Raw genomic sequence first — 25,237 nt, 5'->3', positions numbered from 1 at the left:
AATCTCTTCGTAGATTTTATGAAAGTTTTTGAGGAAGTATAAAAGAGGTTTGATGAATTGTGCAAAGGAGATAAACAGTCTTTTATTTTAACAAGGTAAAATAATGCTTTATACAAAATAAAAAATCTTCGTCTCTACAGACGAAGATTTCTAAATAAAATATTGCAGAATTTAAACTTTAAAGTGCTGCAAGGTTACCAGCGGCAAATTTTCCTGAACGACGATCTTGAAGAACATCATAAGAGATTTTTTGCCCTTCATTAAGACTGTTTAGACCTGAACGCTCGACGGCAGAAATGTGTACAAATACATCTGCACTACCATCACTAGGCTGAATGAATCCGAAACCTTTTGTTGTATTAAACCACTTAACTGTTCCTGTAGACATAGGAAACTCCTTAGAATATATAATTATATTGAGCATTGAAGCTTTTATTCCTTCAATACGGTTGTAGATCGAAATTAGGTGGGAGAAGTTTCGTCGAAAGTGCAGATTGCACAGGAAAGAAAGTCACGTAACCGAAAATTCGATGAAACCTCTATAAAAGTTTTTAGAACAAAAAGCAAGTCTTAATCAATTTTTATATAAAGAAAAAATAAGAAAACAGTGTACATTTTGCTAAGTAGAAAAAAATTCAACTAAAATAACTTTGTAGTGAACGTACCTCAAGGTGCCTTTTTTTGAGTGCTTTGATCGCTTCTACGACGGCTTCGGCTCCAGATATTGTTGTATAATAGGGAACATTTTGCATGAGTGCTGCATAACGTAATGATTTTGAGTCTGAGATGGCACTGGCAGTGCTAGTTGTATTAAAAATCAATTGAATTTGGCGATTACGAATAGCATCTTCAATATGGGGGTGTCCCTCTAGAACTTTGTTGATTTTTTTTGCTTCAACGTGGTGTTCGGTGAGAAATTTTTGTGTTCCACTTGTGGCGACAACAGAAAAGCCAAGCTCAGTTAAACGTTTTACAGGATTTAAGATGCGTTTTTTATCTTCATCCCTTACAGAAACGAACAAAGTTCCCTCTTTAGGGAGTTTTACACCAGCTCCAAGTTGGGCTTTAGCAAAAGCAAGCGAAAATTCATAGTCAAGACCCATAACTTCACCGGTTGAGCGCATTTCTGGACCAAGAAGTGTATCAACACCTGAAAAACGAGCAAAAGGAAATACTGCTTCCTTGACAGCAATATGTTGTTTTTTCTGCAAAGAAGGTAATCCACCATAAGCTTGAAGAGCATCATGAAGCGTTTCTCCTGCCATAATACGTGCAGCCATTTTAGCAATAGGGCGACCAATCGTTTTTGCAACAAATGGGACAGTACGTGAAGCACGGGGATTGACTTCTAAGACATAAATGGTGTCATCTTTTATAGCATATTGTACATTCATTAAGCCGCGAACATGAAGTGCTTGTGCTAATGCTTTGGTTTGGCGCTCTAATTCAGTAACTATTTTATTTGAGAGCGTATGGACTGGTAGAGAACATGCTGAATCACCAGAGTGGATACCAGCTTCTTCAATATGTTCCATAATACCAACGATTAGTGTTTCTTTGCCATCACATAGACAATCAACATCTACTTCAATTGCTTCTGTTAAATAGGTATCAAAGAGAAGCGGATTTTTACCAAGCAATATATTGATTTGTCCTGTTGTGTCGTTAGGATAACGGACTTTGATATCTTCTGAAATTAATTCGGGGACACTCTCAAGTAAATAATTTTGTAAGCTACGTTCATCACGGATAATTTGCATAGCACGTCCTCCTAAAACATAAGAGGGACGTACAACCAAGGGAAAGCCTAGTTCGTGGGCAATGAGGCGTGCTTGTTCAATGGAGTGGGCAATACCATTTTGAGGTTGTGTTAAATTAAGTTTAAATAACAGTTTTTGAAAGCGATCTCTATCTTCTGCTAAGTCGATAGCGTCAGGTGAAGTACCTAGGATGGGGATGTTGTGTTTTTCTAGAGCGCTTGCCAATTTCAAGGGTGTTTGTCCGCCAAATTGGACGATGACTCCAACCAAATCTCCTTTTTCCTGTTCTGCTTCTAAAATAGCGATAACGTCTTCTGTTGTTAAAGATTCAAAGTAAAGGCGATCAGAGGTATCATAGTCGGTTGAAACTGTTTCAGGATTACAGTTAATCATAATCGCTTCAAATCCTGCATCACGCAGTGCAAAAGCAGCGTGGCAGCAACAGTAATCAAATTCAATACCTTGCCCAATGCGGTTTGGTCCACCGCCTAAAATAGCAATTTTTTTGCGTTCAGAAACGTGTGCTTCCGAGTGCTCTACACCTGCAAAGGGAACTTCATATGTTGAATACATATAGGCTGTAGGAGAAGAAAATTCAGCGGCACAAGTATCAATCCGTTTGAAGACGTGTTTAACATTCAGTGATTTGCGTAAAGCTGCGATATAATCGGGTTCTTTCCCTGTAAGGGAGGCTAATCGCGCATCTGAAAAGCCCATAGCTTTTAACATACGTAAGTTATCTGCGTCTTGGGGTAATCCATGAATGCGGATACGCTGTTCCATTTCAATGATGGAGGCTATTTGTTCTAAAAACCACGGATCAATTTTGCTAATTTGGTGAATCTCATTTAAGGGTAAGCCTGTGCGCATGGCTTGAGCAATATAGCGTAGACGATCAGGGCTTGGTATGGCAATGGCGGAGCGTATAGAACTTTTTTCATCCCCTTCAGCATGCTCTGGAATCACAATTTCATCAAGCCCCGTAAGCTCTGTTTCAAGTCCACGGAGTGCTTTTTGTAACGATTCTTGAAAAGTGCGTCCAATTGCCATGACTTCTCCTACAGATTTCATCGCAGTTGTGAGGACAGGTGATGAACCGGGAAATTTTTCGAACGCAAAACGAGGAATTTTTGTCACAATATAGTCAATAGAAGGCTCAAATGATGCTGGTGTTGCACCACCCGTGATATCATTTTTTAATTCATCAAGTGTATAACCAACAGCCAGTTTAGCCGCTACTTTAGCAATGGGAAACCCCGTTGCTTTTGAGGCAAGCGCTGAAGAGCGAGAAACACGCGGATTCATTTCAATAACAATGAGGCGCCCATTTTCAGGATTGACAGCAAACTGTACATTGGATCCCCCCGTTTCAACACCAATTTCACGCAAAACAGCAATCGAAGCATTACGCATACATTGATATTCTTTATCGGTTAAGGTGAGAGCAGGTGCTACAGTGATCGAATCACCGGTATGAATCCCCATCGGATCAATGTTTTCAATAGAACAAACGATGATACAATTGTCGTTCTTATCACGAACAACTTCCATCTCATATTCTTTCCACCCTAAAACACTTTCTTCAATTAATACTTCTGTTGTTGGTGAAGCTTCAAGCCCACGTTCAATAATTTCATAGAATTCAGAGCGGTTATAAGCAATTCCACCACCAGTTCCACCAAGGGTAAATGAAGGACGAATAATAGCTGGAAGCCCGACAACATCAAGAGCTTGAACTGCTTTTGCTGTTGCATGGGCGATATAATGTTGTTTGCGATCAGCTTCGGTATGTCGCCAGTTGCGCTCAAGTTCTTCGAGTGCTTTGTCAAGCGCAGCACCAGAAAGCTTGGCTTTAAGTTCAGCACACGTTTTTGCGTGTTGTTGGCGATTTTCTTCTTTCAGTTCTGTTGCATTGGCTAACATAGAGCGTGGCGTTTCCAAACCGATTTTTGCCATCGCTTGGCGGAATAAAGCACGATCTTCAGCTTTATCAATAGCATCAGCATTGGCTCCTATCATTTCAACATGATAGCGGTCTAAAATACCCATACGCTTTAATGATAAAGCAGTATTGAGGGCTGTTTGTCCTCCCATAGTGGGTAAAAGGGCATCGGGACGCTCGTGGGCAATAATTTTGGCAACTATTTCAGGAGTAATGGGCTCTATATAAGTTGCATCAGCTAGATCTGGATCTGTCATAATCGTGGCAGGATTAGAATTTACCAAAATAATTCGGTAACCTTCTTCTTTTAATGCTTTACAGGCTTGAGTGCCTGAATAATCAAATTCACATGCCTGACCAATGATAATAGGTCCTGCTCCGATGATAAGAATAGATTTTATATCTGTGCGTTTGGGCATGACTTTTTCCTATGACAAATATCTATGTGCGATTGTTGCGGGCAAAATATTTCAGTTCTGAGGCTACAATCATTTTATAAGTTAAGTGACAAAGAAAGTAAGCATTAAAATACCTTTTCCATGCTTTTTTTCATAAAATTGAAGATAAATTTCTTTTTTGAGTTGAGTCATCTCATCAGTCTATCAAAAGTATGACCTTTGATAAAAAAATAATAACAGTGCTCCAACAAATTAGAATATTCAAGCATACGTGGAGCATAAAAAGCCAGAACATCTTTCCAATCCATTGCCGGCATATTTTGTGTTTTATGACGTTTTTTGCTTAAGAGAGCACGCGCTTTTTCTGTTGCTTGTAAAACATAAGCCATTATTTATGGTTCGATGGGATTTCGTAAAATGAAATGGGAAGCTTATCGTGTTTTTCCGTAAAATACTGCCGTTTAGAGCTGTGATATAAGGTATGAAAATTTACCACATTAAGGTGTTTTTTGTTAGAGTGTATGATAGAATTCAGGACAGGATTTGTCTGTAGAGAGCTTATGAAATAAACCATATAAAATGGTTTCAGTTGGAATCTGTTATATAAAAAGCAAGATTGTTGATAGATCGGCTCTGGTCGAAGTTTCTGTTTTAGGGTAGGAAGACAGTCAATCTATGTATCTTTCCATTTCATAAAAGGGTGAGAGTGTATTTTAATACAATGGCTAAGGATATAATTTCAGAATGATTTTGTTTGTTTTTAAAAGATAGTGAATACTCTCCTTTTACTTTATTGATGATGTTCAAGACTTATTTAAAATATAAAGAAGGCTAAAATGCTGAACATTTCCCAAACAAGAGTATTCTGTTTGAAAGATGTATCAATAGGAAAGCTTTTGGTGGCTAGGTCTCAAAAAGGGATTTGTCATATAGCGTTAGGAGACACTATAGAGCAATTATTACAGGAGTTTACGATACGCTTTGGTGATGCACAACAAGTTGTAGGTGACAATACATTTAAGAGAGAAGTTGCCCATATTATAGCCATGATAGAAACACCTAAGCTGGTAAAAAAATATAATTTTCCCTTAGATATAAATGGTACAGTTTTTCAACGACAAGTATGGGCAGTATTATGTGATATACCATGTGGTGAAACAATTTCCTATGAGATCTTAGCGTGCCGTATTGGTATGCCGAAAGCTTTTCGTGCCGTTGCTAATGCCTGTGCACGTAACGAATTGGCTGTTATCATTCCTTGTCATCGTGTTGTGCGTAAAAATGGTTTTATTTCAGGGTATCGTTGGGGGGACAAACGGAAACAGATTTTACTACAACGAGAACAAAATGGAGAAATTTAACTTTGTGTGATGGGCATTATAATCGTTACAGTTGTTCCTTTCATTTCTTTTGAAGTAATTTCAAGTTTTCCTTTGTGGAGTTCTAGCAAGGAGCGTGAAATGGCTAAGCCAAGACCTGAGCCCGTATGAGATTTAGTAAGCTGATTTTCAACTTGTTCAAAAGGTTGCCCAAGTTTTTTAATTGCTGATTGGGGAATACCAACACCTGTATCTGTAATTTTAAAAATAAGATTATTTTTTTTCTTGAAAGCGCAGACATCAATATTTCCACCAGAAGGCGTAAATTTAACGGCATTAGAGATGAGATTAAGGAAAATCTGTTTCATTGCACGACCATCAACTTCAGCATGAAGTTCTGGGGTAATGTTTGTTGTAACAACAATATTTTTTTCTTGAGCTTGAGGCGTTAATGTTCGTACTGCTTCACTAATGATGGGCTCAAGATCGGTATTTTTACAATCAAGCGTAAATCTTCCTGCTTCGATTTTTGACATATCAAGGATGTCATTGATAAGGGTTAGAAGATGGGTTCCTGAATTGTAAATATCATGCATATATTCCTTATAGCGTTGTGAACCAAGAGGACCAAAAGTTGATTGCAACATGATGTCTGAAAAACCAAGAATAGCATTCAGAGGCGTGCGCAATTCATGAGACATATTGGCTAAAAATTCTGATTTAGCCTTATTAGCACTTTCGGCGCGTTCTTTTTCTGCTTTCAAACTTTTATTAAGTTTTTCAACTTCTGTTGCGCGTTGTTGAGCACTCCCTCGCGCGCGCTTGAGTTCTTGAATGAAAGAAAAAAGACGCCTTTCACTGTCTTCAAATTTTTCCTGTTGTTGTTTAAGCTCAGAAATATCAGTACCAATACAAACCAATCCTCCATCTTGGGTTCGTCGTTCGTTAATTTTGAGCCAACAACCATCTGCCGTTTGGCGAATACTGGTTAAGTTACCAGTACCATCATCTTTAAGGGGATATTCACTGAGTGCAGGGCGTGCCATGGCTTCGACGGTTGCACGTTGGATACCTGATTGTAGAATTTGTTTAGGAATAGCGGCATATTCGCAAAATTTGCTGTTGGACATGACTAAACGTCCTTCAGCATCCCACAAGACGAAAGATTCTGAAATGTTTTCAATCGCATCACGGATACGAAGGTCGGCTTGCGCCGTTTGTTCAGCCAATTGTTGCTGTTCACTAATATCGAAGGAAATACCAACCAAATGGGGTTCTTCTTCTTCAGTCACTTCGGCACGAATGCGCATCCATACATAATGACCATCAGCATGACGCATAGGAACGTTAATATCGATATGCTTTTTTTTACCGCTCATTAATTCCTGAGCAAGGTCAAAAAAATTCGCATCATTTGGATTGATAATGGCGCTAATTTGGGAAATTGAGAGCAATGCATCTTGAGGGACATAGCCGAGCATTTCGTACATTGCTCGTGACCAGTAGACGCGTCCACTTGCCATATTCCAATCCCATAGTCCACAGCGTCCACGCATCATTGCCATATCAATACGGTTTTGAATTTTTTCTGAAACAAGATCTGTTTTGCGTGCTCGTACAATTTGGTTATAATAAGCATAAAGAAGAGCGAGGATAACGCCACTAGTTCCAATGAACATGGTTATATTTAACGAGAGAGCTTTCCGCCATTCCATGTAAATATGTTGCATTTTTTTACTGATGAATACCCCATATTGTCCATTTTCTGTTTGCTGAAAGGAAGCAAGAGCAGGAATATCTTTTCCTATTGTAATTTTCATGATTCCAGCATGTTTTCCTAGAGCTTGTAAAGTAATGCTTTCAGAGGTAAAATCCTGTAAGGGTTTTCCTAAGACAATCTCGGAACTTGATGAAGCTAGGACATTGCCTTTTTGATCGACAATAGCAATAACAGCGCTGGTTTTTATAAAACCTTTGTTACGAAAATTGGTTAGGATATTTTGTAAATGATTATGAGAAAGAGCAGCAGCTTTTCCTTGTCGAGTGGCGGCAAGTAAGTCACGGTCGATTGTATTGGTAATATGAGAAGCTAAGAGAGTGATGGTAGAATGCGTGTTTTTATCAATTGTGTTGCGCCAATCATAGATTGATAGGAAACGGATTGCTGCTAGTATAACAAGAAATGCAAGAATTACAAATGGGAGTGAACGTCGCAGCCAAGGTTCAATAAAAAGAAGTTTTTTATAGGCAGAACCAGAAAATAGATTGGTACGCTCTGTCCGCTTCTTGCGACTTTGAGCGCTTGATTTTGAATCAGCATACACCTCCCTTGGCGCATTATATGCGTCCAATTTAGCCATCTCGCGTTCCTTTAATTCTGGAATAATGTGATTTAAAAACTGCTTCGATATTCATAGTAACCCCATCGAGTGCAATGAATCAAAACAGGAGTCTTCTGTCCAGTCTTTTTTTTAAAAAAAATAATTTTACTTTTATGATTTTGGAATATGAAAAGAAAAAAGTACTTTAAACGTGATCTATAAACAGGCTTAGATTGCCTGTTTATAGATTTAATGATGATCGAATAGTTTATAGAATTTATTTTAAAAAATATTATAGCATATTGATTTAAAATATTTTTTTGTTTCAAGTGAGCAGACGGTTGATGATATCAGCAACATCGCTTGATAATTTTGGCGCAGCAGCAATCATTTTTAATTCAGTTTCAAGTTTTTGTTGTCGAATAGGTTCTAATTGTCGCCAAGAGCGCATCATTGTTAATAATCGTGAAGCAAGCTGTGGATTTTTTTTGTCAATTTCCAAAATGACTTGGCAAAGAAAATGATAAGACGCTCCATCCATCCTATTAAAGCCCGTGAGATTGTTAGAGGCAAAAACACCGATTAGGGAACGTACACGATTAGGATTATTTTGTGAAAAAAGCGGATGTTGCATGAGCTTTTGAACATTCTCGAGTGTTGATGTGCCAGCAACCATTGCTTGAATAGAAAACCATTTATCCATGACCAAAGGGTCATGCTGATAGCGGTTTTCAAAATCATTTAAGGCATTTTGTGCCTGCTCACTTTCATTAAAACGCTTCACGAGAACAGCGATACTCGCCATACGGTCAGTCATATTATCAGCTGTTGCATACTGTATAGCAGCTCGATTTGGATTGGCTTCAGCAATGGAAAGGTAATCCAGTATGATATTCTTTAATGCTCGCTTTCCAGCTTGTGCTGTGTTTGGTGAATAGGGCTCTTGGGTTTGCATTTGTCCATAGAATTTTGTTAAGAGCTCTTGATGAGTTTGTGCAAGTGAAGCTAAAAACTGATGGCGGACATAATGAATACGATCTGGATCAATATTTTTACCGATTGTATGAGCAAGCTCAACTTCACTAGGTAAATTTAAACAGAAGGCACGAAATTCAGGCTCTAAGGTTTCATCTGTTATGATCGTTTCAATCAGCTTTAGCAAAGCAGAAGGGAGTGTTGCTTTTTCTTGTGTTTTATCTTGAATGCTGTGAATCAAAGCTTGCGTCATTAAATGATTAAGAGATTGCCAGCGATTGATGTGATTGTCATCATGTTGTGCAAGAAAAATAAGTTCTCTTTCATTGAATGGAGTGTGTAGAATGATTGGTGCTGAAAAGTCTCGCAGCAGTGATAAAACGGGTTTTTCATGCAGTCCCTTTAATGTAAACGTTTGGCTTTCCTTGGATAAAAGCATAACATTTGATTGAATATCTGTATCTGCTTCATAGGTGAGGTTTTCTCCGTTAGATCCTAACAAGCCAAATACGATAGGGATAAGCATAGGCTTTTTTGTATTTTGTTGTGGGGTTGCGGGAATATGTTGCTTTGTATGAATTGTTAAAACACCATCGCTATAATGACTATCGATTTCTACATTGGGTGTTCCTGCTTGTTCATACCATAGCATGAATTGGGAGAAGTCTTGACCAGACACTTCAGCAAAACAGGTAATAAAATCTTCAATTGTACAAGCTTGTCCATCATGACGTTGAAAATAAAGATCAGTGCCTTTACGAAACAGAGTAGGACCTAAAATAGTTCGTATCATGCGAACAACTTCAGCACCTTTTTCATAAACAGTTGTGGTGTAAAAATTATTAATTTGGCTATATTGACGAGGACGTACAGGATGCGCAAGAGGTCCTGCGTCTTCTGCAAATTGCGTCGCTTTTAATGCTTTTACATTTTCAATTCGCTGTAGGCTGCGTACATTTTGATCTGATGAAAATTCCTGATCACGATAAACAGTGAATCCTTCTTTTAAACAGAGTTGAAACCAATCGCGACAGGTAACACGATTACCGCTCCAATTATGGAAATATTCATGTGCAATGACACGTTCAACATTTCTATAATCCTGATCGGTTGCTGTTTCAGGATCGACAAGAACATATTTATCATTAAAAACGTTAAGGCCTTTGTTTTCCATTGCTCCCATGTTAAAGTCGGACACAGCAACAATATTGAAAACATCAAGATCATATTCGCGTCCGAAACATTGTTCATCCCAACGCATGGAACGTTTAAGAGCATCCATTGCATAGGTTGCGCGTTCGGTTTTTCCTTTTTCTACATAGATACCAAGCTCGATACGTCGTCCAGATACAGTTGTAAAATGGTCTTCTAACTTATCAAGATCTCCACCTACTAAAGCAAAGAGATAAGATGGTTTGGGATAAGGATCTTCCCAAATGGCAAAATGGCGATTATTCTCTAAAGTTCCTGTTTCCACCAGATTACCATTTGAAAGCAAGATTGGGATTGTTTGGGTATCTGCTTCAATTTTCACTCTATAGGTAGAAAGAACATCTGGGCGGTCGTAAAAATAAGTAATACGACGAAAACCTTCCGATTCGCATTGTGAGCAATAAACACCATTTGAAAGATAAAGCCCCATAAGTTGGCGGTTGCTTTCAGGATTCAGTTCCGTAACCAATTTCAATGTAAAAGGAGCCGTTGGTGGCGTTGTAATTTCTAAACGTGAAGGCGTCACTTTATAAGTGTTTGGGGCTAATATCTCATCATTAATAGAAACAGAAATTAAAGTAAGATCATCACCAGAAAGAACAAGAGGTGCTAATTCTTTTGTATCGTGACGGGATTCAATAGACAATATGGCTGTAACATAGGTTTTTGTCGGTGCTAATTGGAAAGAAAGTTGTGTTTTAGGGATAACGTAAGGGGTTGGTTGGTAGTCTTCCAAACGATAAATAGATGTTATTGGCTGTTTCATAGTTTTTTCCCATTTGTATTTTAAGAGTTAAAGAAGGGTGTGTTAATTTTAGAAGCAATATAGGATTAAAGAATTACAAAAGGCTGTCGAGGCGATTTTTTACTTCTAAGAAGTCTATCCATGTAAGCTTCTTTTGACTAGGGGTTCTAAGAAGGTAAGCTGGGTGGAAAGTTGGCATAACAGGTATTTTTATATTATCCTCGCTTTCATAGATATGCCATTTCCCTCTTGTTCGGATAATCCCATTTTGAGATCCAGTAAGAAACTGTGCAGCAACGCCTCCCAGTGCTATAAGAACACGAGGACGCGCTAAATAAATGTGCCGTTCAATAAAAGGGCGGCACAAGGCAACTTCTCTTGGTGTTGGTGTACGATTTCCTGGTGGACGCCAAGGAATAGTGTTGGCAATGTAAACATTATTTCTTGTTAAGCCAATTGATGCGAGGATTTTATTAAGCAACATCCCAGCTTTTCCCACAAAAGGAATTCCTTGTATATCCTCGTCTCGTCCTGGTGCTTCGCCTATAAGCATCAGGGGGCTTCCTGCTGTTCCATCTGAAAAACAGGTATTTTTTGCTGTCAATTTTAATGAACAGCCATTAAATGCAAGGAGAGCAGATTTTAATTCATCAAGTGTCTTTGCACTTTTTGCACTCTCTATAGCTGTGGATTCATTTTGTATAGTCCTAGAGTTATGCAGCTGATGATGATCTAATTTTACGGTTGGAGATGTTTTGGGAGATGCTTGTTGATTATGAGAAATGTTAACAACAGGCGTTAATTTTCTCTCTGAACAAGCAGACTGCTTAAAACGATCAATAGGAAAATCTGTCAGAACGGCATCCGCACCACTTTCTTTATAAAAGTTTAAGAGTTCTTCATAGGAAATTGAGCAAGGCGTTTGATTTAACATTTTACTTTTTCTAATGATCTAGCGATTATAGATCAAACAAAATTATCCTTCAAGTTTTATTAAATGTATTCGCTAGCCATTAATGTATAAGAACGCTGATAGGCTTCTCTCTTTTCACAAAAAAGGCAAATCGTAAAATGCGAGTGTTCGCGATTATATGCATCTTTAAATGTATAATTTGTTTAAATTGCGCTATTTTAACTTTTTAAACAGACTAAACTCACTCATAATAAAAGAATTTTTTACTGAATGCAAGTGGTGTGATAATATTTTTTATCATTATATTCTATATTCAATACTTAATGAAAGTGAATTTTGTAGTATTTTATTTATAAAATTAAGTATAAATTTTATATTATTATATTTTTTAATAACTTTTATTAAAAATATTAAATATATTAATTGAAATATATAAATATTACTTTTATATAAGAAAATACTAAGACGTTATAAACTATTTTTACAATGGGTTAAAAGCAATGTGTGGATATATGCTTTTGCTTTTTTTACAGCTGAAATGAGAGGTTCATTTAATGCTAAATGCGCTGCAATAGCGCTTGAGAGAATGCAACCTGTTCCTCGCATTGTTCCTTTTAAACGTGGAGTAGAGATATTTATGACTTCAGTTTTGTCAATGAAGCTATCAATTGCAAGAGGACCTTCTGCATGTCCCCCTTTTACTAAAATAGAGCGAGCTCCCAATGACAAAAGTTTTTTTGCTTGTTGTATTGCTTGCTTATCATGAGATGCCAATGGACTTTGGCTAAGAAGAGCGAGTTCTTCTCTATTCGGTGTTAAAAGATCAACATGAGGAAGCAGTTTATCGATCATAGTGTCGATGATTGTTTCCGTTATTAGTTTTCCTCCTGATGAAGCGACAAGTACAGGGTCCAAAATAACTGGAACATGGGGATAGTCTTTGAGTACGTTACAGATTACTGCTATAATTGCTTTTGTCCCCGTCATACCGATTTTTATTGCGCTTATTGGATTTGCTTCTAGGGCAGCACGCATTTGCGCAGCGACGAGGTCTCCACGCATTGGAATGATTTCGACAACGCGATTATCATCTTGTACGTTAACACAAGTAATTGCTAAATTTGCTTTTATTTGAAAATGCGCAGTGGTTTCTATATCACGAACAATACCAGCACCTCCTGTTGGATCAGTGCCCGCAACAATAAGAATGGAAGGTATCAACGCCATGTTTGTGTCACTTTTATCCACTGCTGTACACGTTCTTCAGGTTTTTTATGGAGGATAATATCAGTCACAACAGCAGCACTATTTGCTCCTGCTTTTAAAACACCAACTGCGCGTTCTGGTGTTAAACCACCAATACCCACCAAAGGTAAAGCACCAATCCGCTTTCTCCATTGTTTGATTTTCTCTAGTCCTTGCGGCATCCATTTCATTTTTTTTAAGATTGTCGGATAAATAGGACCAAGTGCAATATACTCAGGATTAGCAGAGAGTGCGGTATCCAATTCATATTCATCATGTGTACTAAGACCAACTTTTATACCACTTTTACGAATTGCGTGAAGATCAGCATTGCTCAGGTCTTCTTGTCCCAGATGAATAAAATTACACTTTTCATCAATTGCTATTTCCCAATGATCATTAATAATTAATTGTGCTCCCAATTTATTGCATATGTTTTTTGCACGCTTAATATGTTGACGGATTATTTGTTGATTTTCATGTTTCATACGCAATTGTACGAGCTTGATACCAAGAGGAAGCAAACGTTCAATCCAATCAGCGTTATCAACGATGAGGTAAAATGGATCCAGTTTCATGAAAATACCGCTTTTCCAATGATTGGTGTTGAAGGGACTGCTACATTGCGTGCTTCGATCATGCCAGCTTTATATCCCATACGTCCTGCTTGAACAGCTTTAGAAAATGCTTCAGCCATTAAGACAGGATCAGCTGCTTTAGCAACTGCGGTATTAAGCAGTACTGCATCATAACCTAGTTCCATCGCAATGGCGGCATGTGATGGGCGTCCAATGCCGGCATCAATAACAAGAGTAGCATCAGGAAGGTAAGCACGGATAGAACGCAATCCATCAGTATTATGAGGTCCTTTGGCAGAACCAATAGGAGCACACCAAGGCATAATAACACGGCAACCAATGTCGAAAAGTTTTTCAGCAACAATGAGATCATCCGTTGTATAGGCAAAAATTTTGAAACCTTCATTGTTTAAAATTTGAGCAGCTTCGATTAAGGAAAAAATATTTGGCTGTAAGGTGTCTGAATTACCGATAATTTCGAGTTTAATCCAAGCTGTTTTAAAAAGATCTCTTGCTAATTGCGCTGTGGTTACGGCTTCTTTAACAGTATAACAACCAGCAGTATTAGGAAGCACTGTTACCCCAAGATCTTGAAGAAATTGCCAAAATTGTCCGCCTTGTTTTCCTCCTGCAGTTTCACGGCGCAAGGAAACAGTTACAATTTCCGTATTCGATTTATGAATAGCATCACGAAGGATTGCTGGTGAAGGATATTGCGCTGTACCTAATAGAAGACGGGAAGAGAATTGTCGTCCATAAAGATTCAGCATAATTTTAGCCTCCTTGCATTGGGCTTAAAATTTCAATTTTATCTCCTTCATGCAAGACAAATTGGCTTCGTGCATCTATAGGAACAACTTCAGCGTTAACAGCAGTTGCAAGCCAATTCCCTTCATACCCCAATTCTTCAAGCAAGAGACCGAGAGTCATAACTTCTGTTTGGACTGTTTCACCATTAACAAATATTTGCATGCTTTATTCCAATGCCAATTTCATTGCTCGTTTTGCCATTTCTGGAGACAACAGAAAACCATGTCTATAAAATCCATTAATAGAAATAAAGTTACCATCTTTATGCACAGAAGGGAAGTTATTAGGATAACATGGACGAACACCAACGCCAGATTCAATAATTTCTGCTTCAGCAAAAGCAGGATGTAAAGTATAAGCCGCGTTGAGCAGTTCCATCATTGATCTTACAGAGATTGCACCATCAAAGTCACTTTCAATCATCGTTGCACCAATCATAAAAATATTATCTTGTCGAGGTACAATGTAAAGAGGAAACCGTGGGTGAAGAAGACGAATTGGACGCGAAATTTTAATATCGGTGCAGCGCACGAGAAGCATTTCACCGCGTACGCCCCGTATATTTTTATCTTTTCCTAAACGTGCTATTCCTGTCGCATCAATAACAATATCAAAATTTTTTTCAGCCTTCTCTACATCAACAAAACAGGCTCCATTGTTGAGAAGCTTTTCTTTTAAAGCCATAAGTGCTTTGCGAGGGTCAATATGGGCTTCATTTTCATAAAAGAGTGCACAGTTAAAACGTTCAGCAAGATCTGGTTCAAGATGAGCTATTTCTGTATTATCTATGGTTTTGTGATTATGCGTACGCACAGAAAATCGTTCAAGCTCTCCTCTATCTCGTGTAGGTGCAACCACTAAAGTGCCTTTTTGTATGACAAGGTTGGGGAGCGTTTTACGCCACCATTGTATAGCTTGTACACCAAGATCTTCAACAATTTGTTCTGCACTTTCCCTTTCACAGTAAGGTGCGAGCATTCCTCCTGCATACCAACTAGCACTTCCTATAGGTGAATGAGAGGGGGCTGATACAGTAACAGAAGCACCTTTTTGCTTTAACATAAAGGCAGCTGTTAAGCCGCCTACACCTGCACCTTTGATAAGAATGTTCTTCAACTATTTACTTTCTTTTTTTGAGGAGGAACAATTTCCATATAAAGGTCACCATTTTTCTGATATTTTTCGGCCATGGCGATCATACCTTCCCCTTTTGTTTTTCTTATTGCGGCTGCCTCACGAATATCATGGGAAATACGCATAGAACAGAACTTTGGTCCACACATGGAACAAAAATGCACCAATTTATGGGCTTCTTTAGGCATTGTCTCATCATGAAAGGCACAGGCTGTTTCTGGATCAAGAGAAAGGTTAAATTGATCATGCCATCTAAAATCAAATCGTGCACGCGAAAGAGCATTATCGCGCAATTGTGCTCTAGGCAAACCTTTGGCAAGGTCTGCGGCATGAGCAGCAATTTTATAAGTAATCACACCAGTTTTTACGTCATTCCTATCGGGCAGTCCTAGGTGTTCTTTAGGTGTTACATAACACAACATAGCAGTTCCAAACCATCCAATCATAGCGGCACCAATTGCTGATGTAATATGGTCATAACCAGGAGCAATGTCTGTTGTAAGAGGTCCCAAAGTATAAAAAGGCGCCTCATGACAAAGATCTAATTGTTGCTCCATATTTTCTTTAATTTTGTGCATTGGGACATGCCCAGGGCCTTCAATCATAACCTGTACATCTTTTTTCCAAGCAATTTTTGTCAATTCTCCCAAGGTTTTAAGCTCTGCAAATTGGGCTTCATCATTGGCATCGGCAATAGAGCCAGGACGCAATCCATCCCCCAATGAAAGAGAGATGTCATACGTTTTTGCAATATCACAAATTTCATCAAAATGTTCATAAAGAAAACTTTCTTTATGATGATGCAAACACCATTTTGCCATAATAGAACCACCTCGTGAAACAATACCTGTTACCCGATCAACGGTCAAAGGGATAAAAGGTAGTCTTAATCCCGCATGAATGGTAAAATAATCAACCCCTTGCTCTGCTTGCTCAATAAGGGTATCACGGAAAATGTCCCATGTTAAGTTTTCGGCAATACCCTGTACTTTTTCGAGTGCTTGATACAGAGGAACAGTCCCGATGGGAACAGGGGCATTTCGAATAATCCACTCACGAATATTGTGAATGTTTCGACCTGTTGAGAGATCCATAACTGTATCTGCTCCCCAGCGAATGGCCCAAACCATTTTATCAACTTCTTCTTCCATAGATGAAGTCACTGCTGAATTGCCAATATTGGCATTAATTTTAACACGAAAATTACGTCCAATAATCATGGGTTCGCATTCTGGATGATTAATGTTTTGTGGGATAATGGCGCGTCCACAAGCAATTTCATTGCGAACAAATTCCGCAGTATAAATTTCTGGTATTGATCCAGCAAATGTTTCATTTGATGGTACATTCTGCCGTTCTTCTACTGCTAATCCTTCATTTTCTCGTATAGCCACATATTCCATTTCTTCGGTAATAATGCCTGCGCGTGCGTAAGCCATTTGTGTAATTGCTTTGCCATTTTTTGCTCGTAAAATAGAACGTTTTTGCTTAAAGGCTGGTGTAAGGTTTTTATCAGAAGTCAATCCATTATCTTCAGGTTTAACTAATCGTGCAGGATAAGTTTCAGTATCATCCCGCTTAGAGAGCCAAGGCAAGCTAATTGCTGGCAGGCCTTTTGTAATATCAATGATCATATCTTTATCTGTGTAGGGGCCAGAAGTATCGTAGACGTTTAAAGGTTTTTCACCACTGCCATCAGCCAGTGAAATTTCACGCAATGGTACGCGCACATCAGAAAAGAGAAGGCTCTGTTGATAAATTTTGCGTGAAGCGGGAAAGGGGCTACAACTGATTGATGGAGTATTTTTCTGCACAAACTTTTTCCTTATAGACACAGAGTTCAAAAATAGGTTGCGATGTTAATGGAGTTATGATGTTAATGGAGATGTATTCAAATTATCAATTACGAGCATTCAGAAGAATAGGGATAGTATTGCTTTATAGCAAAGAAAACCCAATACATCTCAAGAAAAATTATTTTGAAAAACTAAAACAATATCTATTCTAATATTTGCATGCCTCCTCCCACTTGAAGTATTTTTGTTAATACGAATATGGTTGGCTTAAATATCTATATTGTCAATCATAAAAATATATTTTAAACAATTTTGGTTTGTTTTTAAGAGTGAAAATAGATATTATGAAGTGATAAACTATGATATTGAAGCTTTTATAAACCAGAATAAAGTTAAAAACGGACTATCAAGGAAAAGTAGATAGTTTATGGCTCTGATTGAGATTTTTTTCATATTAAAATAATAACTCAGAATACCATAAGATCCTCTCATCATATATCTTTTCATATAAAAACATTTCCTTGCACGTCATAAATGGGAGCGTATGGGGCAAAGCACTTGAAGAAAGGAAGCCAAATGTCATTTAATGAACATTCTAAGATGTGAGGCTGTCAAAACGTGGGGGACAACAAAATGTATGATGGATTCCACTTGTATCTTCAAAATCTTAAAGCTGATGATCTATAATGGCTTGCTATTGTATCATGGACGTGCGCTGTCGTAAAATGAAAGGAGTATATTTTGAGCAATATTTCTTAAAAAGTGCGTAATATGCAATATCATTATATTTTGTTTGGGGCATTCTATTCTTCATGAGGGGGATGTTCCCATTAAGAATGCGATAAACAAAAGCGTGAAACAATACCTAATCTTTATTATTAAAAATAATATTGTCTTGAATTAAGAAGAACACCAATAATTGCAAGATGTTGTTTAGAATGATTTATTGTTCTTGCAAAAAAAATATACATATAATAATATATAGAGGTAGATGTGTTAACTGTGGGAGGGGAAAAGTTGGTTATGGGGCGTTTAAAAAACAAGGATATTGTTCATAAAAATTGGGGGAGAGGCTAGGTTATGCTTTTTAATTTTTTCCGGATCGGATACAACCTTCAAATTTTGTGAAGGTGTGTGATATTGAATATTTCAAAGTATTTTATTTCCAGTTTAATGAAAGTGTGGAGCAAATGTCCATATTGAATATATTCTCTGTGATACATTTAGATTGAACAAAAGCTTATTCAAAAAAAACATTGGTGCTAATCTTGTGACACAATTTCAGAAATCAATTGAATAAAATAGAACAAACTATCTGCATGTGAATAAAAACATAATGAAGCATGCAAAAAATTTGAAGCTAATTTTTAAAGTTTTAATACAAATGATAGCCAAAAGATAGAATTTCTTTGTTTAAAATATATGGTATAAAATATCGACGAGATAGATTTAAACTATTGAAAAAAATAAAAAAAGATAATGTTTAAGTCAGAAACTTTCTATGTAGATGATAAGTTATTACATTCAGTAATGGTTATATGAAATCCATAATAAGGAAAAATTTGAATAGTATTTATAAATTTTGCAACAAGATGCAGGATTTGAAAAATAATTATATAACAACAGCAAAGCAACAAAACAAGATATTAAGTAACATCAGATGAGGTGGTTACATTATACATTAGAAGAGAAAGCATTAATACTAATGTTATGAAAAGCGTCTGGTGAATTTAGGTTATAAAATTGGAAGGAGTGAAGAGAGATAAAATGCGTAAATAAGGATGGTGCAGTGGTTATGATGTACCAATAAACAGCGGCAGCACATTTTAGTGCACAGAACGAGAAGTTGTTAGAAAAACTATGAAAATAATGGGGGATTTAAAATGTCTAATATTTACGATTGGTCTCTAAAGGCTGATGAAAATGCTTATTCAGATAGTATCATTAATTGGGCAGAAGGACAGCCGCCTAGTTCTGTTAATGATAGTGCACGGGCGATGATGCAGCGCGTGCGCGAATATCTTGCAGATAATGGTGGATCTATTAATTCAAGCTTTATAGTAAATTTGGAAGATAAAACAACATTAATTACCTTAAAGACAGTTTCGCCTATAAAGAAATACAACAATGATATCGTCATACGTTTTAAAGCTTGTGGTGTAAATATTGGCGTGACAACAATAACTGTTAATAATATAGGAGAAAAGCTTATCTATAAAGCCACTGATGCGGGGATTATACCATTAGAAGGTGGAGAATTTCAAACAGATGGCATTTATGAAATGGTATACAATAATGGTGTTTTAATAAAAGAGCATGAGGGTTGGTATTTATTAAACCCTACACCACCAAAGATAGAAAGTTTCCCCTCTGGATTCATTGCAACATTTGCTATGCAAAATGTGCCAAATGGTTGGCTTTTATGTGATGGTAAGGCCTATAAGCGTGAAGATTATCCGCAGTTATTCGAGGCAATAGGTGATAAATGGGGAAAAGACAGCAATAAAACTTTTAAAGTTCCTGATTTTAGAGGCATGTTTTTACGCGGCTTTGATAATGGTCGGGGTTTAGATGGTGGTAGAAAGTTTGCAGATGAACAACAAGATAGCATAAAATCACATACGCATATTGGGAGTATTGAAAACGCAGGCGAGCATGCGCATAATTTTGAGTATCAAGGGGTAGGATGGCCCGTTGGTGATATTGGGAGACTCCCGAATCATTATACTTATAATGCGACCCTGAAAGGGAGAACAGCTTCTGCTGGTGCACATACACACAAGGTAACTCTTTCCCATACGGGTGAGGCAGAAACGCGCCCTGTTAATACAACCGTTGTCTATGCTATAAAATCATGAGTATGTTTAAGTAATAATAATAATCTATACACCTTGATAATTTTGTTAACGCGGAGCAATTCCGCGTTATTTTCTATGCATATGAAAAGGAAATCTATATTGTTAATAGGATACTTGAGAGAGTCAAAAAACAATTTTAAAATGATTGAAAGAAAGAGTTAAGGATATAATTTATTATAAAAAAAAGAAAATCATAACTTTTTTATAATTGTACGATAACATAGGGAAAATGTGTAAAAATCATTTAAACTGTGCCGTGAAGAGATCTGGAGATATATTTTTTCATAAGGTGTTTTGATAGGGGAAGGTAATAAAATTATTCAACCTGAGGCATAAAAAAGTACAATATTTTTAGCGTTTTTTGTGCAAAAATAGCATAACCCTGTATGAGTTAATTCATCTTATAAAGATATTTTTCACCTTGTTGTCGATTTCATTTCTTTGCATTGCCATGGTAGGAGGCTTTATCTGTAAATGATAGTGTACCCCTTTGAGTGGAATCATCGTTATGCTTGTGAAGCAGCAGAGCAACGCTATTTCTATACTCTCTCCTCATCCCTATATTCCGTATTGTTTTTGCATTAGGGGGCTTACAAGAAGCGTTATTGAGTTTATTTTAAAGTTTTTATTCAATAGGTTAATTCTTTATAATATGCCAATAAACAATTTTTTAATAGAGAGAGAAAAGTAAAAATATCATTGTAAATCAATATTTATTTATAAAAAAAGCTAAAGTATATGTGTTATAAAGAAAACATTACCATTAAAGCTACAAATAAATCTTTTATGGAGGGAAGAAAGGTACTTGATTTCTATATAGTCCTTAGAAGATATAAATAATACACCCGTTATTATAACAAAGGCATTTGTATGTATTTCTTGAATCATTTTTATAAAGATAAAAGTGATAGAAAGAGTGAGAAAACGCATATTTATGTTGTATAAATTCGTATTATCTAAAAATTTGATAACAAAACAAAACTTCACATGTTTTTAGTTACGTAAAATCTTGAAAGATTTTAAACTGGTATTTTTTTCAAAAAATATCTTTAGGGTAATTGGTCTTCTTTTTTTATGATAGATGACAAAAAGGAATTCATATAAAAATAAAAAAGATTCTTGAATATTTGCGTGTTTTATTTTGCTATGGACTTTAGTTTTTAGATTGAAGCCGATAGCTTAGAGATCTAATTTCATAGGAGGATGTCGTTTGAGGGAGTATAAAAGGGATATCTTCTTTAGGTAATTCAGAAACGTTTAAAGAACAATGATAAACATTGCGGAGATTTTGTGTTGTCAAAACATTAGTTGCATTTCCTTCGCAATAAATCTTACCTTCCTTGAGCAAGATCATGTTATCTGCATAATGTGCCGCGAGATTGAGGTCATGAAGAACAGCAAGAACACCGCCACCAGAATGAGCAAATTGTTTAGCAATATCCATAACGATGATTTGATGTTGAATATCGAGGCTAGCAATAGGTTCATCTAATATCATCCAGCGAGGAATCCCATTATGAACAGGTTTCCAGACTTGGCAAAGTACACGGGCAAGTTGCACTCTAGCTTGTTCTCCGCCTGATAATTGGTGATAATACAGGTTGCCATAATCAGAAAGGTCAACGCACTCTAAAGCTTTCTGGATAAGATTTTGCAATTCGGCTTTGGCAATGCTAAATTGGTTTACAGAAAGGCCAAGCCCTACAACTTCATGGACTAAGAATGGAAATACGAGCGTTGTTGATTGTGGTAGTACAGCGCGCATTTTTGCCATTACATGAGTTTTTGTTTGGCATACATTATAACCATTTAAGGTTATTTTTCCACTGTAAGGAATTTCACCACTCAGAGCTTTGATAAAAGTACTTTTTCCTGATCCATTAGGACCAATAATAATGGTAAAAGCACCACTTTTAGCTTGAAGATTAATGTGTTTAAGAATCTGCTTCTTTCCGCGCTGAACACAAATATTTGTCGCTTCAATCATGAAAAGTCTGTTCCTCGTTTGCATATAAGGATCCATAGAAAGAAAGGTGCACCAAAAAGTGCTGTTACAATCCCAATCGGCAATTCTGCGGGGGCAACAATTAAGCGTGCAAACATATCAGCAAAAATAAGTAATGCTGCTCCCAAGAGAGCAGAGCAAGGAATGAGATAGCGATGATCAGGACCAATGAGCTGACGTAAAATATGAGGAACAATAATACCAATAAAACCAATACCACCACTGACAGCAACAGCACTGCCGCACATAAGAGCAACAAGAGGAATAGCAATATTTTTGACGCGTTGAATATGGAAACCAATATGGCCAGCAACAGCTTCTCCAAGAGCAAGGGCATTAAGTGCTCGTGATAAAAAGGGAGAGAAAAGAAGACCAATAACGATAAAAGGGAGAACGAGCCATACTTTCAACCATGTAGCGCCCGCAAGAGAGCCCAGACTCCAAAAAGTGATATCACGCAGTTGTTGGTCATTTGCGACAAAAATCAATGTTCCGACAACAGCACTGCTTAATGCACCAAGAGCAATGCCAGCAAGCAGCATGGTTGCAATAGAGGTAAAGCTGTTATGCGTTGCTATTATGTAGAGAATAATCGTTGATAAAAGTCCACCAAAAAAAGCACCTATGATAACTTTATAAGGCTCTAGAAAAGGTGCAAAAGAAACAGGAAAAGCAATGCCGACAACAATTGCTAAGACTGCTCCAAGTCCAGCACCTGCTGATACACCTACAATTCCGGGATCTGCAAGAGGATTACGAAAAAGCCCTTGCATAAGAACACCGGAGACAGCTAAAGCTGCTCCAATCAATAATCCCAAGATAACACGGGGAAGCCTTATGTCGATGAGCACGAGGTAATCACGCGTTTTACTACTTACCGAAAAATCTTGTGTAAGCATCACATGGAGGAGATCAACGAAAGAAACCTTTGCTGCACCATTCAAGAGCCCACCAAAAATACTGAAAATAAGGAATATTATTAAGCTTAATAATAAAATCTTCCCCTGTTTTGAACGGTTTATTTTTTTACCTTCTTTTTCTTTAGGTAAATGCATCCTGGATGTACCGTCTACCATTTTTATCAGCTCTTACCGTTTTGATGTGCACCATAAAGTATCTCAATAAGTTCTCTTGATGCGTCTGCAGTACGTGGACCAAATCCCAAAAAATACATAGCATCCATCTGTTTTATGGCATGATTTTTCGCTGCAGTTGTTGCTTGAACTGCCGGTATGGCTAAAATCTTATCAATGCTGGTTGATCTTGCACCATGTTTTACAAGCAAAATAACATCAGGATCTGATTTCAATAATGCTTCGCCGTTGAGAAGTTTATATCCTTTATAATCGGTGATAGCATTGATAGCGCCTGAAAGTTTGATCATACTATCAGCTGCAGTACCTGTTCCAGATGCCATGACGCGTCCATTTTGCACAGAGAAAACAAAAAGAACACGCTTTGGTGTTGTTACTTTCGCCAAAAGCGCATCGTTGTCTAAAAAATTACGCTTCAATTTCTCAATTAACGCCGCGGCTTGCACTTCCCGATGAATGGCTTGACCAACGAGGCGAATCTTTTCTATCACATTTTCACGGGAGTAGTCTTCTGGTATGATCACCAGAGGTATCGATGTTTTTTTGAGAATATCAATTGTTGAAGCGGGACCACTTCCTTCAACAAGCAATATACCCTCTGGAGCAAGTGATAAAACCCCCTCAGGTGAAAGAGCACGCATATATCCAAGCACAGGAAGCTTGAGCGCTTCTTGTGGGTAGACGCTTGTACTATCACGGGCGACAAGTTGATCTTGGGCTCCCAATGCATAGACAATTTCTGTAAGTGCTCCGCCGATAGAAACAATTCGAGCATTTTCAGGAAAACGCGTTGCAGGTTCAGCAATTACTTGTTTAGAAAAACAAGTAAGAGAGAGCAGTAAACACATAAGAAAAAGGTTTGATAACCTATGTAAAAGAGATATGAACATGTCTAACCTTATCTTATCTTAGTTACTGCTGTTTTCTTGGCATGATGGCAAACTATTCAATAAAGAACGCCAATCTTCACGTTCTTTTTGACCCTCCTTGCGTACGCCAAAGAATTGAATAACCATCTCATCATCTTTATCGAAAACTTCAAGTGAACTGACATAACCATCACGGGTAGGTTTGCGAACATGCCATACTCTAGCAATTCCGGACGTGAGTAAATGAAGGTCAAATCTTGGATCAAGAACATTAAGCCAAGGTCCCATTTGCTTAATATTTTTTACAGTCCCACTAAAAATTTGAATACACCCTTTATTCCCAACAAAACACATGATTGGCAGTTCTTGTTGTGCGACTTGGTTAAGCATTATTTCAACAGCATTTACCTGTAATTCATCGGCAAATTCATTACCAACATATTTTACAGCATGATGTCGATTAATTTTAAATTCGGAAATAATTTTGTGAAGTTGGTGTACATCTGTCATTTTCCGCCAACGATCCCGAAAACTCTCAATATCCAATTCTGTTATGTCACATTGGGCTGGGAGAAAAACGGGAAGAATGTTAAGAACAGGAGACTGATCTTCAAGAAGGAGCTTTTCAACAAGTTTATTCCACGCTTCCATATTTGTCATATCTTTAGAATAGACCTTTAAAATAGCAACGCCATGTTGATCAAAGAATTGCAGACTTTTTGTAGGTTTTCCAAGAATAACGACATCATATTCAAAACCGAACTTCCATTGTTTTGTAAAAATACGCAAATCAATTTCACCAAGTGTGATAGGAATATGTTCGTTTTGAACAATTTTTTCAAAGCGTCCCGTTATTTCGTGAACAGCATATTCATTGCGAGTTAAGACCATGACGGTTCCAAGTCGAGGTGCATTTTCTAAGAGAGTAGCAACATCAGTTTGTAGCCTTTTTGCTTTTCCAATGGTACAATAAGCCGCAATAAGCTCTGCTTCAGATATACCAATCGAAACCGCAAAATCGCGGTTTCGCATTTCTTTTTTTTCTTCACGCAAACGAAGAATCATCTCAGCTGTATGTGCCATGAATTTACCTTATGTTACTTAACTCAAAAACTAACTTTCAAATTTTACAATTCCAAGGCAATAAATTAAATTCTTTTAAGAGTTCAATCTATCACAAAATAACACTCTATCGCCAACAGCTGAGCAATCAAAAAACGATAAAACAGAAAGAATTAAAACTTTTCTACCAAATCTTTGTAA

The 25,237-nt window shown here is 37.3% G+C and carries 18 protein-coding genes; 2 read left to right on the top strand and 16 right to left on the bottom strand.

The window, feature by feature from the left end; all coding sequences use genetic code 11:
• Positions 1-178: 178 nt before the first annotated feature.
• From ACFIL7_RS09480 to ACFIL7_RS09470, 3 genes are all read right to left on the bottom strand, one after another.
• Positions 179-388: a cold-shock protein gene (locus tag ACFIL7_RS09480; RefSeq protein ID WP_012754908.1), complete on the bottom strand. Its 210-nt coding sequence runs from the start codon at positions 386-388 to the stop codon at positions 179-181.
• 247 nt (positions 389-635) lie between these two features.
• Complete coding sequence (carB, locus tag ACFIL7_RS09475; RefSeq protein WP_375634189.1) at positions 636-4,121, bottom strand: carbamoyl-phosphate synthase large subunit; 3,486 nt, start codon at positions 4,119-4,121, stop codon at positions 636-638.
• Positions 4,122-4,288: 167 nt separating this feature from the next.
• Positions 4,289-4,489 (bottom strand): hypothetical protein, encoded by a 201-nt coding sequence (locus ACFIL7_RS09470; RefSeq protein ID WP_375634312.1) that lies wholly within the window; start codon positions 4,487-4,489, stop codon positions 4,289-4,291.
• A gap of 447 nt (positions 4,490-4,936) precedes the next feature.
• Here ACFIL7_RS09470 and ACFIL7_RS09465 point away from each other — a divergent pair, with 447 nt between their 5' ends.
• Complete coding sequence (locus ACFIL7_RS09465) at positions 4,937-5,461, top strand: methylated-DNA--[protein]-cysteine S-methyltransferase (protein WP_375620707.1); 525 nt, start codon at positions 4,937-4,939, stop codon at positions 5,459-5,461.
• Here the strand turns inward: ACFIL7_RS09465 and ACFIL7_RS09460 are convergent.
• From ACFIL7_RS09460 to thiC, 9 genes are all read right to left on the bottom strand, one after another.
• A complete protein-coding gene (locus ACFIL7_RS09460; RefSeq protein ID WP_375634187.1) occupies positions 5,458-7,779 on the bottom strand; it encodes an ATP-binding protein in 2,322 nt (773 codons plus the stop codon). The genes ACFIL7_RS09465 and ACFIL7_RS09460 overlap by 4 nt on opposite strands.
• A gap of 286 nt (positions 7,780-8,065) precedes the next feature.
• Positions 8,066-10,693 (bottom strand): aminopeptidase N, encoded by a 2,628-nt coding sequence (gene pepN / locus ACFIL7_RS09455; protein ID WP_375683540.1) that lies wholly within the window; start codon positions 10,691-10,693, stop codon positions 8,066-8,068.
• A gap of 73 nt (positions 10,694-10,766) precedes the next feature.
• The gene (locus ACFIL7_RS09450; protein ID WP_375634182.1) at positions 10,767-11,606 is read right to left on the bottom strand and encodes a uracil-DNA glycosylase family protein; all 840 of its coding nucleotides are present in this window, start codon (positions 11,604-11,606) and stop codon (positions 10,767-10,769) included.
• 447 nt (positions 11,607-12,053) lie between these two features.
• Positions 12,054-12,812, bottom strand: coding sequence for a hydroxymethylpyrimidine/phosphomethylpyrimidine kinase (locus ACFIL7_RS09445; RefSeq protein ID WP_375634300.1), 759 nt, complete (start codon positions 12,810-12,812; stop codon positions 12,054-12,056).
• Positions 12,803-13,408, bottom strand: a complete 606-nt coding sequence (locus ACFIL7_RS09440; protein ID WP_375634178.1) for a thiamine phosphate synthase — start codon at positions 13,406-13,408, stop codon at positions 12,803-12,805. The genes ACFIL7_RS09445 and ACFIL7_RS09440 overlap by 10 nt, the downstream gene beginning before the upstream one ends.
• The gene (locus ACFIL7_RS09435) at positions 13,405-14,178 is read right to left on the bottom strand and encodes a thiazole synthase (protein WP_375617625.1); all 774 of its coding nucleotides are present in this window, start codon (positions 14,176-14,178) and stop codon (positions 13,405-13,407) included. The genes ACFIL7_RS09440 and ACFIL7_RS09435 overlap by 4 nt, the downstream gene beginning before the upstream one ends.
• 4 nt (positions 14,179-14,182) lie before the next feature.
• A complete protein-coding gene (thiS, locus tag ACFIL7_RS09430) occupies positions 14,183-14,380 on the bottom strand; it encodes a sulfur carrier protein ThiS (RefSeq protein ID WP_273791115.1) in 198 nt (65 codons plus the stop codon).
• 3 nt (positions 14,381-14,383) lie between these two features.
• On the bottom strand, positions 14,384-15,334 hold the full coding sequence (gene thiO, locus ACFIL7_RS09425; RefSeq protein ID WP_375617626.1) for a glycine oxidase ThiO: 951 nt from the start codon (positions 15,332-15,334) through the stop codon (positions 14,384-14,386).
• Positions 15,331-17,166: a phosphomethylpyrimidine synthase ThiC gene (gene thiC, locus ACFIL7_RS09420; RefSeq protein ID WP_375617627.1), complete on the bottom strand. Its 1,836-nt coding sequence runs from the start codon at positions 17,164-17,166 to the stop codon at positions 15,331-15,333. Before thiC ends, thiO begins: the two co-directional genes overlap by 4 nt.
• Before the next feature lie 1,865 nt (positions 17,167-19,031).
• Between thiC and ACFIL7_RS09415 the strand changes: the two genes are divergently transcribed.
• The gene (locus ACFIL7_RS09415) at positions 19,032-20,006 is read left to right on the top strand and encodes a tail fiber protein (RefSeq protein ID WP_375679824.1); all 975 of its coding nucleotides are present in this window, start codon (positions 19,032-19,034) and stop codon (positions 20,004-20,006) included.
• Between the two features lie 1,153 nt (positions 20,007-21,159).
• On the opposite strand, the gene ACFIL7_RS09410 is transcribed toward ACFIL7_RS09415, so the two are convergent.
• The 4 genes from ACFIL7_RS09410 to ACFIL7_RS09395 are packed head-to-tail and all read right to left on the bottom strand — an operon-like array spanning position 21,160 to position 25,057.
• Positions 21,160-21,993: a heme ABC transporter ATP-binding protein gene (locus ACFIL7_RS09410; RefSeq protein ID WP_375634176.1), complete on the bottom strand. Its 834-nt coding sequence runs from the start codon at positions 21,991-21,993 to the stop codon at positions 21,160-21,162.
• Positions 21,990-23,087 (bottom strand): FecCD family ABC transporter permease, encoded by a 1,098-nt coding sequence (locus ACFIL7_RS09405; RefSeq protein WP_375617630.1) that lies wholly within the window; start codon positions 23,085-23,087, stop codon positions 21,990-21,992. The genes ACFIL7_RS09410 and ACFIL7_RS09405 overlap by 4 nt, the downstream gene beginning before the upstream one ends.
• Positions 23,088-23,092: 5 nt before the next feature.
• Complete coding sequence (locus ACFIL7_RS09400) at positions 23,093-23,995, bottom strand: hemin ABC transporter substrate-binding protein (protein ID WP_375634174.1); 903 nt, start codon at positions 23,993-23,995, stop codon at positions 23,093-23,095.
• Positions 23,996-24,013: 18 nt separating this feature from the next.
• Entirely contained in the window at positions 24,014-25,057 is a 1,044-nt protein-coding gene (locus ACFIL7_RS09395) for a hemin-degrading factor (protein WP_375683539.1), read from the bottom strand.
• Positions 25,058-25,237 lie beyond the last annotated feature (180 nt).

The sequence above is a fragment of the Bartonella sp. AP3QHHD genome (genome assembly GCF_042195765.1).
Classification (GTDB): Bacteria; Pseudomonadota; Alphaproteobacteria; order Rhizobiales; family Rhizobiaceae; genus Bartonella.
This window is presented reverse-complemented; position numbering and strand designations above follow the sequence as displayed.

What these genes read in the sequence shown, in the direction of transcription:
- ACFIL7_RS09480 (WP_012754908.1), bottom strand. Translation starts at nt 388, where the DNA reads ATGTCTACAGGAACAGTTAAGTGGTTTAATACAACAAAAGGTTTCGGA.
- carB (WP_375634189.1), bottom strand. Translation starts at nt 4,121, where the DNA reads ATGCCCAAACGCACAGATATAAAATCTATTCTTATCATCGGAGCAGGA.
- ACFIL7_RS09470 (WP_375634312.1), bottom strand. Translation starts at nt 4,489, where the DNA reads ATGGCTTATGTTTTACAAGCAACAGAAAAAGCGCGTGCTCTCTTAAGC.
- ACFIL7_RS09465 (WP_375620707.1), top strand. Translation starts at nt 4,937, where the DNA reads ATGCTGAACATTTCCCAAACAAGAGTATTCTGTTTGAAAGATGTATCA.
- ACFIL7_RS09460 (WP_375634187.1), bottom strand. Translation starts at nt 7,779, where the DNA reads ATGGCTAAATTGGACGCATATAATGCGCCAAGGGAGGTGTATGCTGAT.
- pepN (WP_375683540.1), bottom strand. Translation starts at nt 10,693, where the DNA reads ATGAAACAGCCAATAACATCTATTTATCGTTTGGAAGACTACCAACCA.
- ACFIL7_RS09450 (WP_375634182.1), bottom strand. Translation starts at nt 11,606, where the DNA reads ATGTTAAATCAAACGCCTTGCTCAATTTCCTATGAAGAACTCTTAAAC.
- ACFIL7_RS09445 (WP_375634300.1), bottom strand. Translation starts at nt 12,812, where the DNA reads ATGGCGTTGATACCTTCCATTCTTATTGTTGCGGGCACTGATCCAACA.
- ACFIL7_RS09440 (WP_375634178.1), bottom strand. Translation starts at nt 13,408, where the DNA reads ATGAAACTGGATCCATTTTACCTCATCGTTGATAACGCTGATTGGATT.
- ACFIL7_RS09435 (WP_375617625.1), bottom strand. Translation starts at nt 14,178, where the DNA reads ATGCTGAATCTTTATGGACGACAATTCTCTTCCCGTCTTCTATTAGGT.
- thiS (WP_273791115.1), bottom strand. Translation starts at nt 14,380, where the DNA reads ATGCAAATATTTGTTAATGGTGAAACAGTCCAAACAGAAGTTATGACT.
- ACFIL7_RS09415 (WP_375679824.1), top strand. Translation starts at nt 19,032, where the DNA reads ATGTCTAATATTTACGATTGGTCTCTAAAGGCTGATGAAAATGCTTAT.
- ACFIL7_RS09410 (WP_375634176.1), bottom strand. Translation starts at nt 21,993, where the DNA reads ATGATTGAAGCGACAAATATTTGTGTTCAGCGCGGAAAGAAGCAGATT.
- ACFIL7_RS09405 (WP_375617630.1), bottom strand. Translation starts at nt 23,087, where the DNA reads ATGGTAGACGGTACATCCAGGATGCATTTACCTAAAGAAAAAGAAGGT.
- ACFIL7_RS09400 (WP_375634174.1), bottom strand. Translation starts at nt 23,995, where the DNA reads ATGTTCATATCTCTTTTACATAGGTTATCAAACCTTTTTCTTATGTGT.
- ACFIL7_RS09395 (WP_375683539.1), bottom strand. Translation starts at nt 25,057, where the DNA reads ATGGCACATACAGCTGAGATGATTCTTCGTTTGCGTGAAGAAAAAAAA.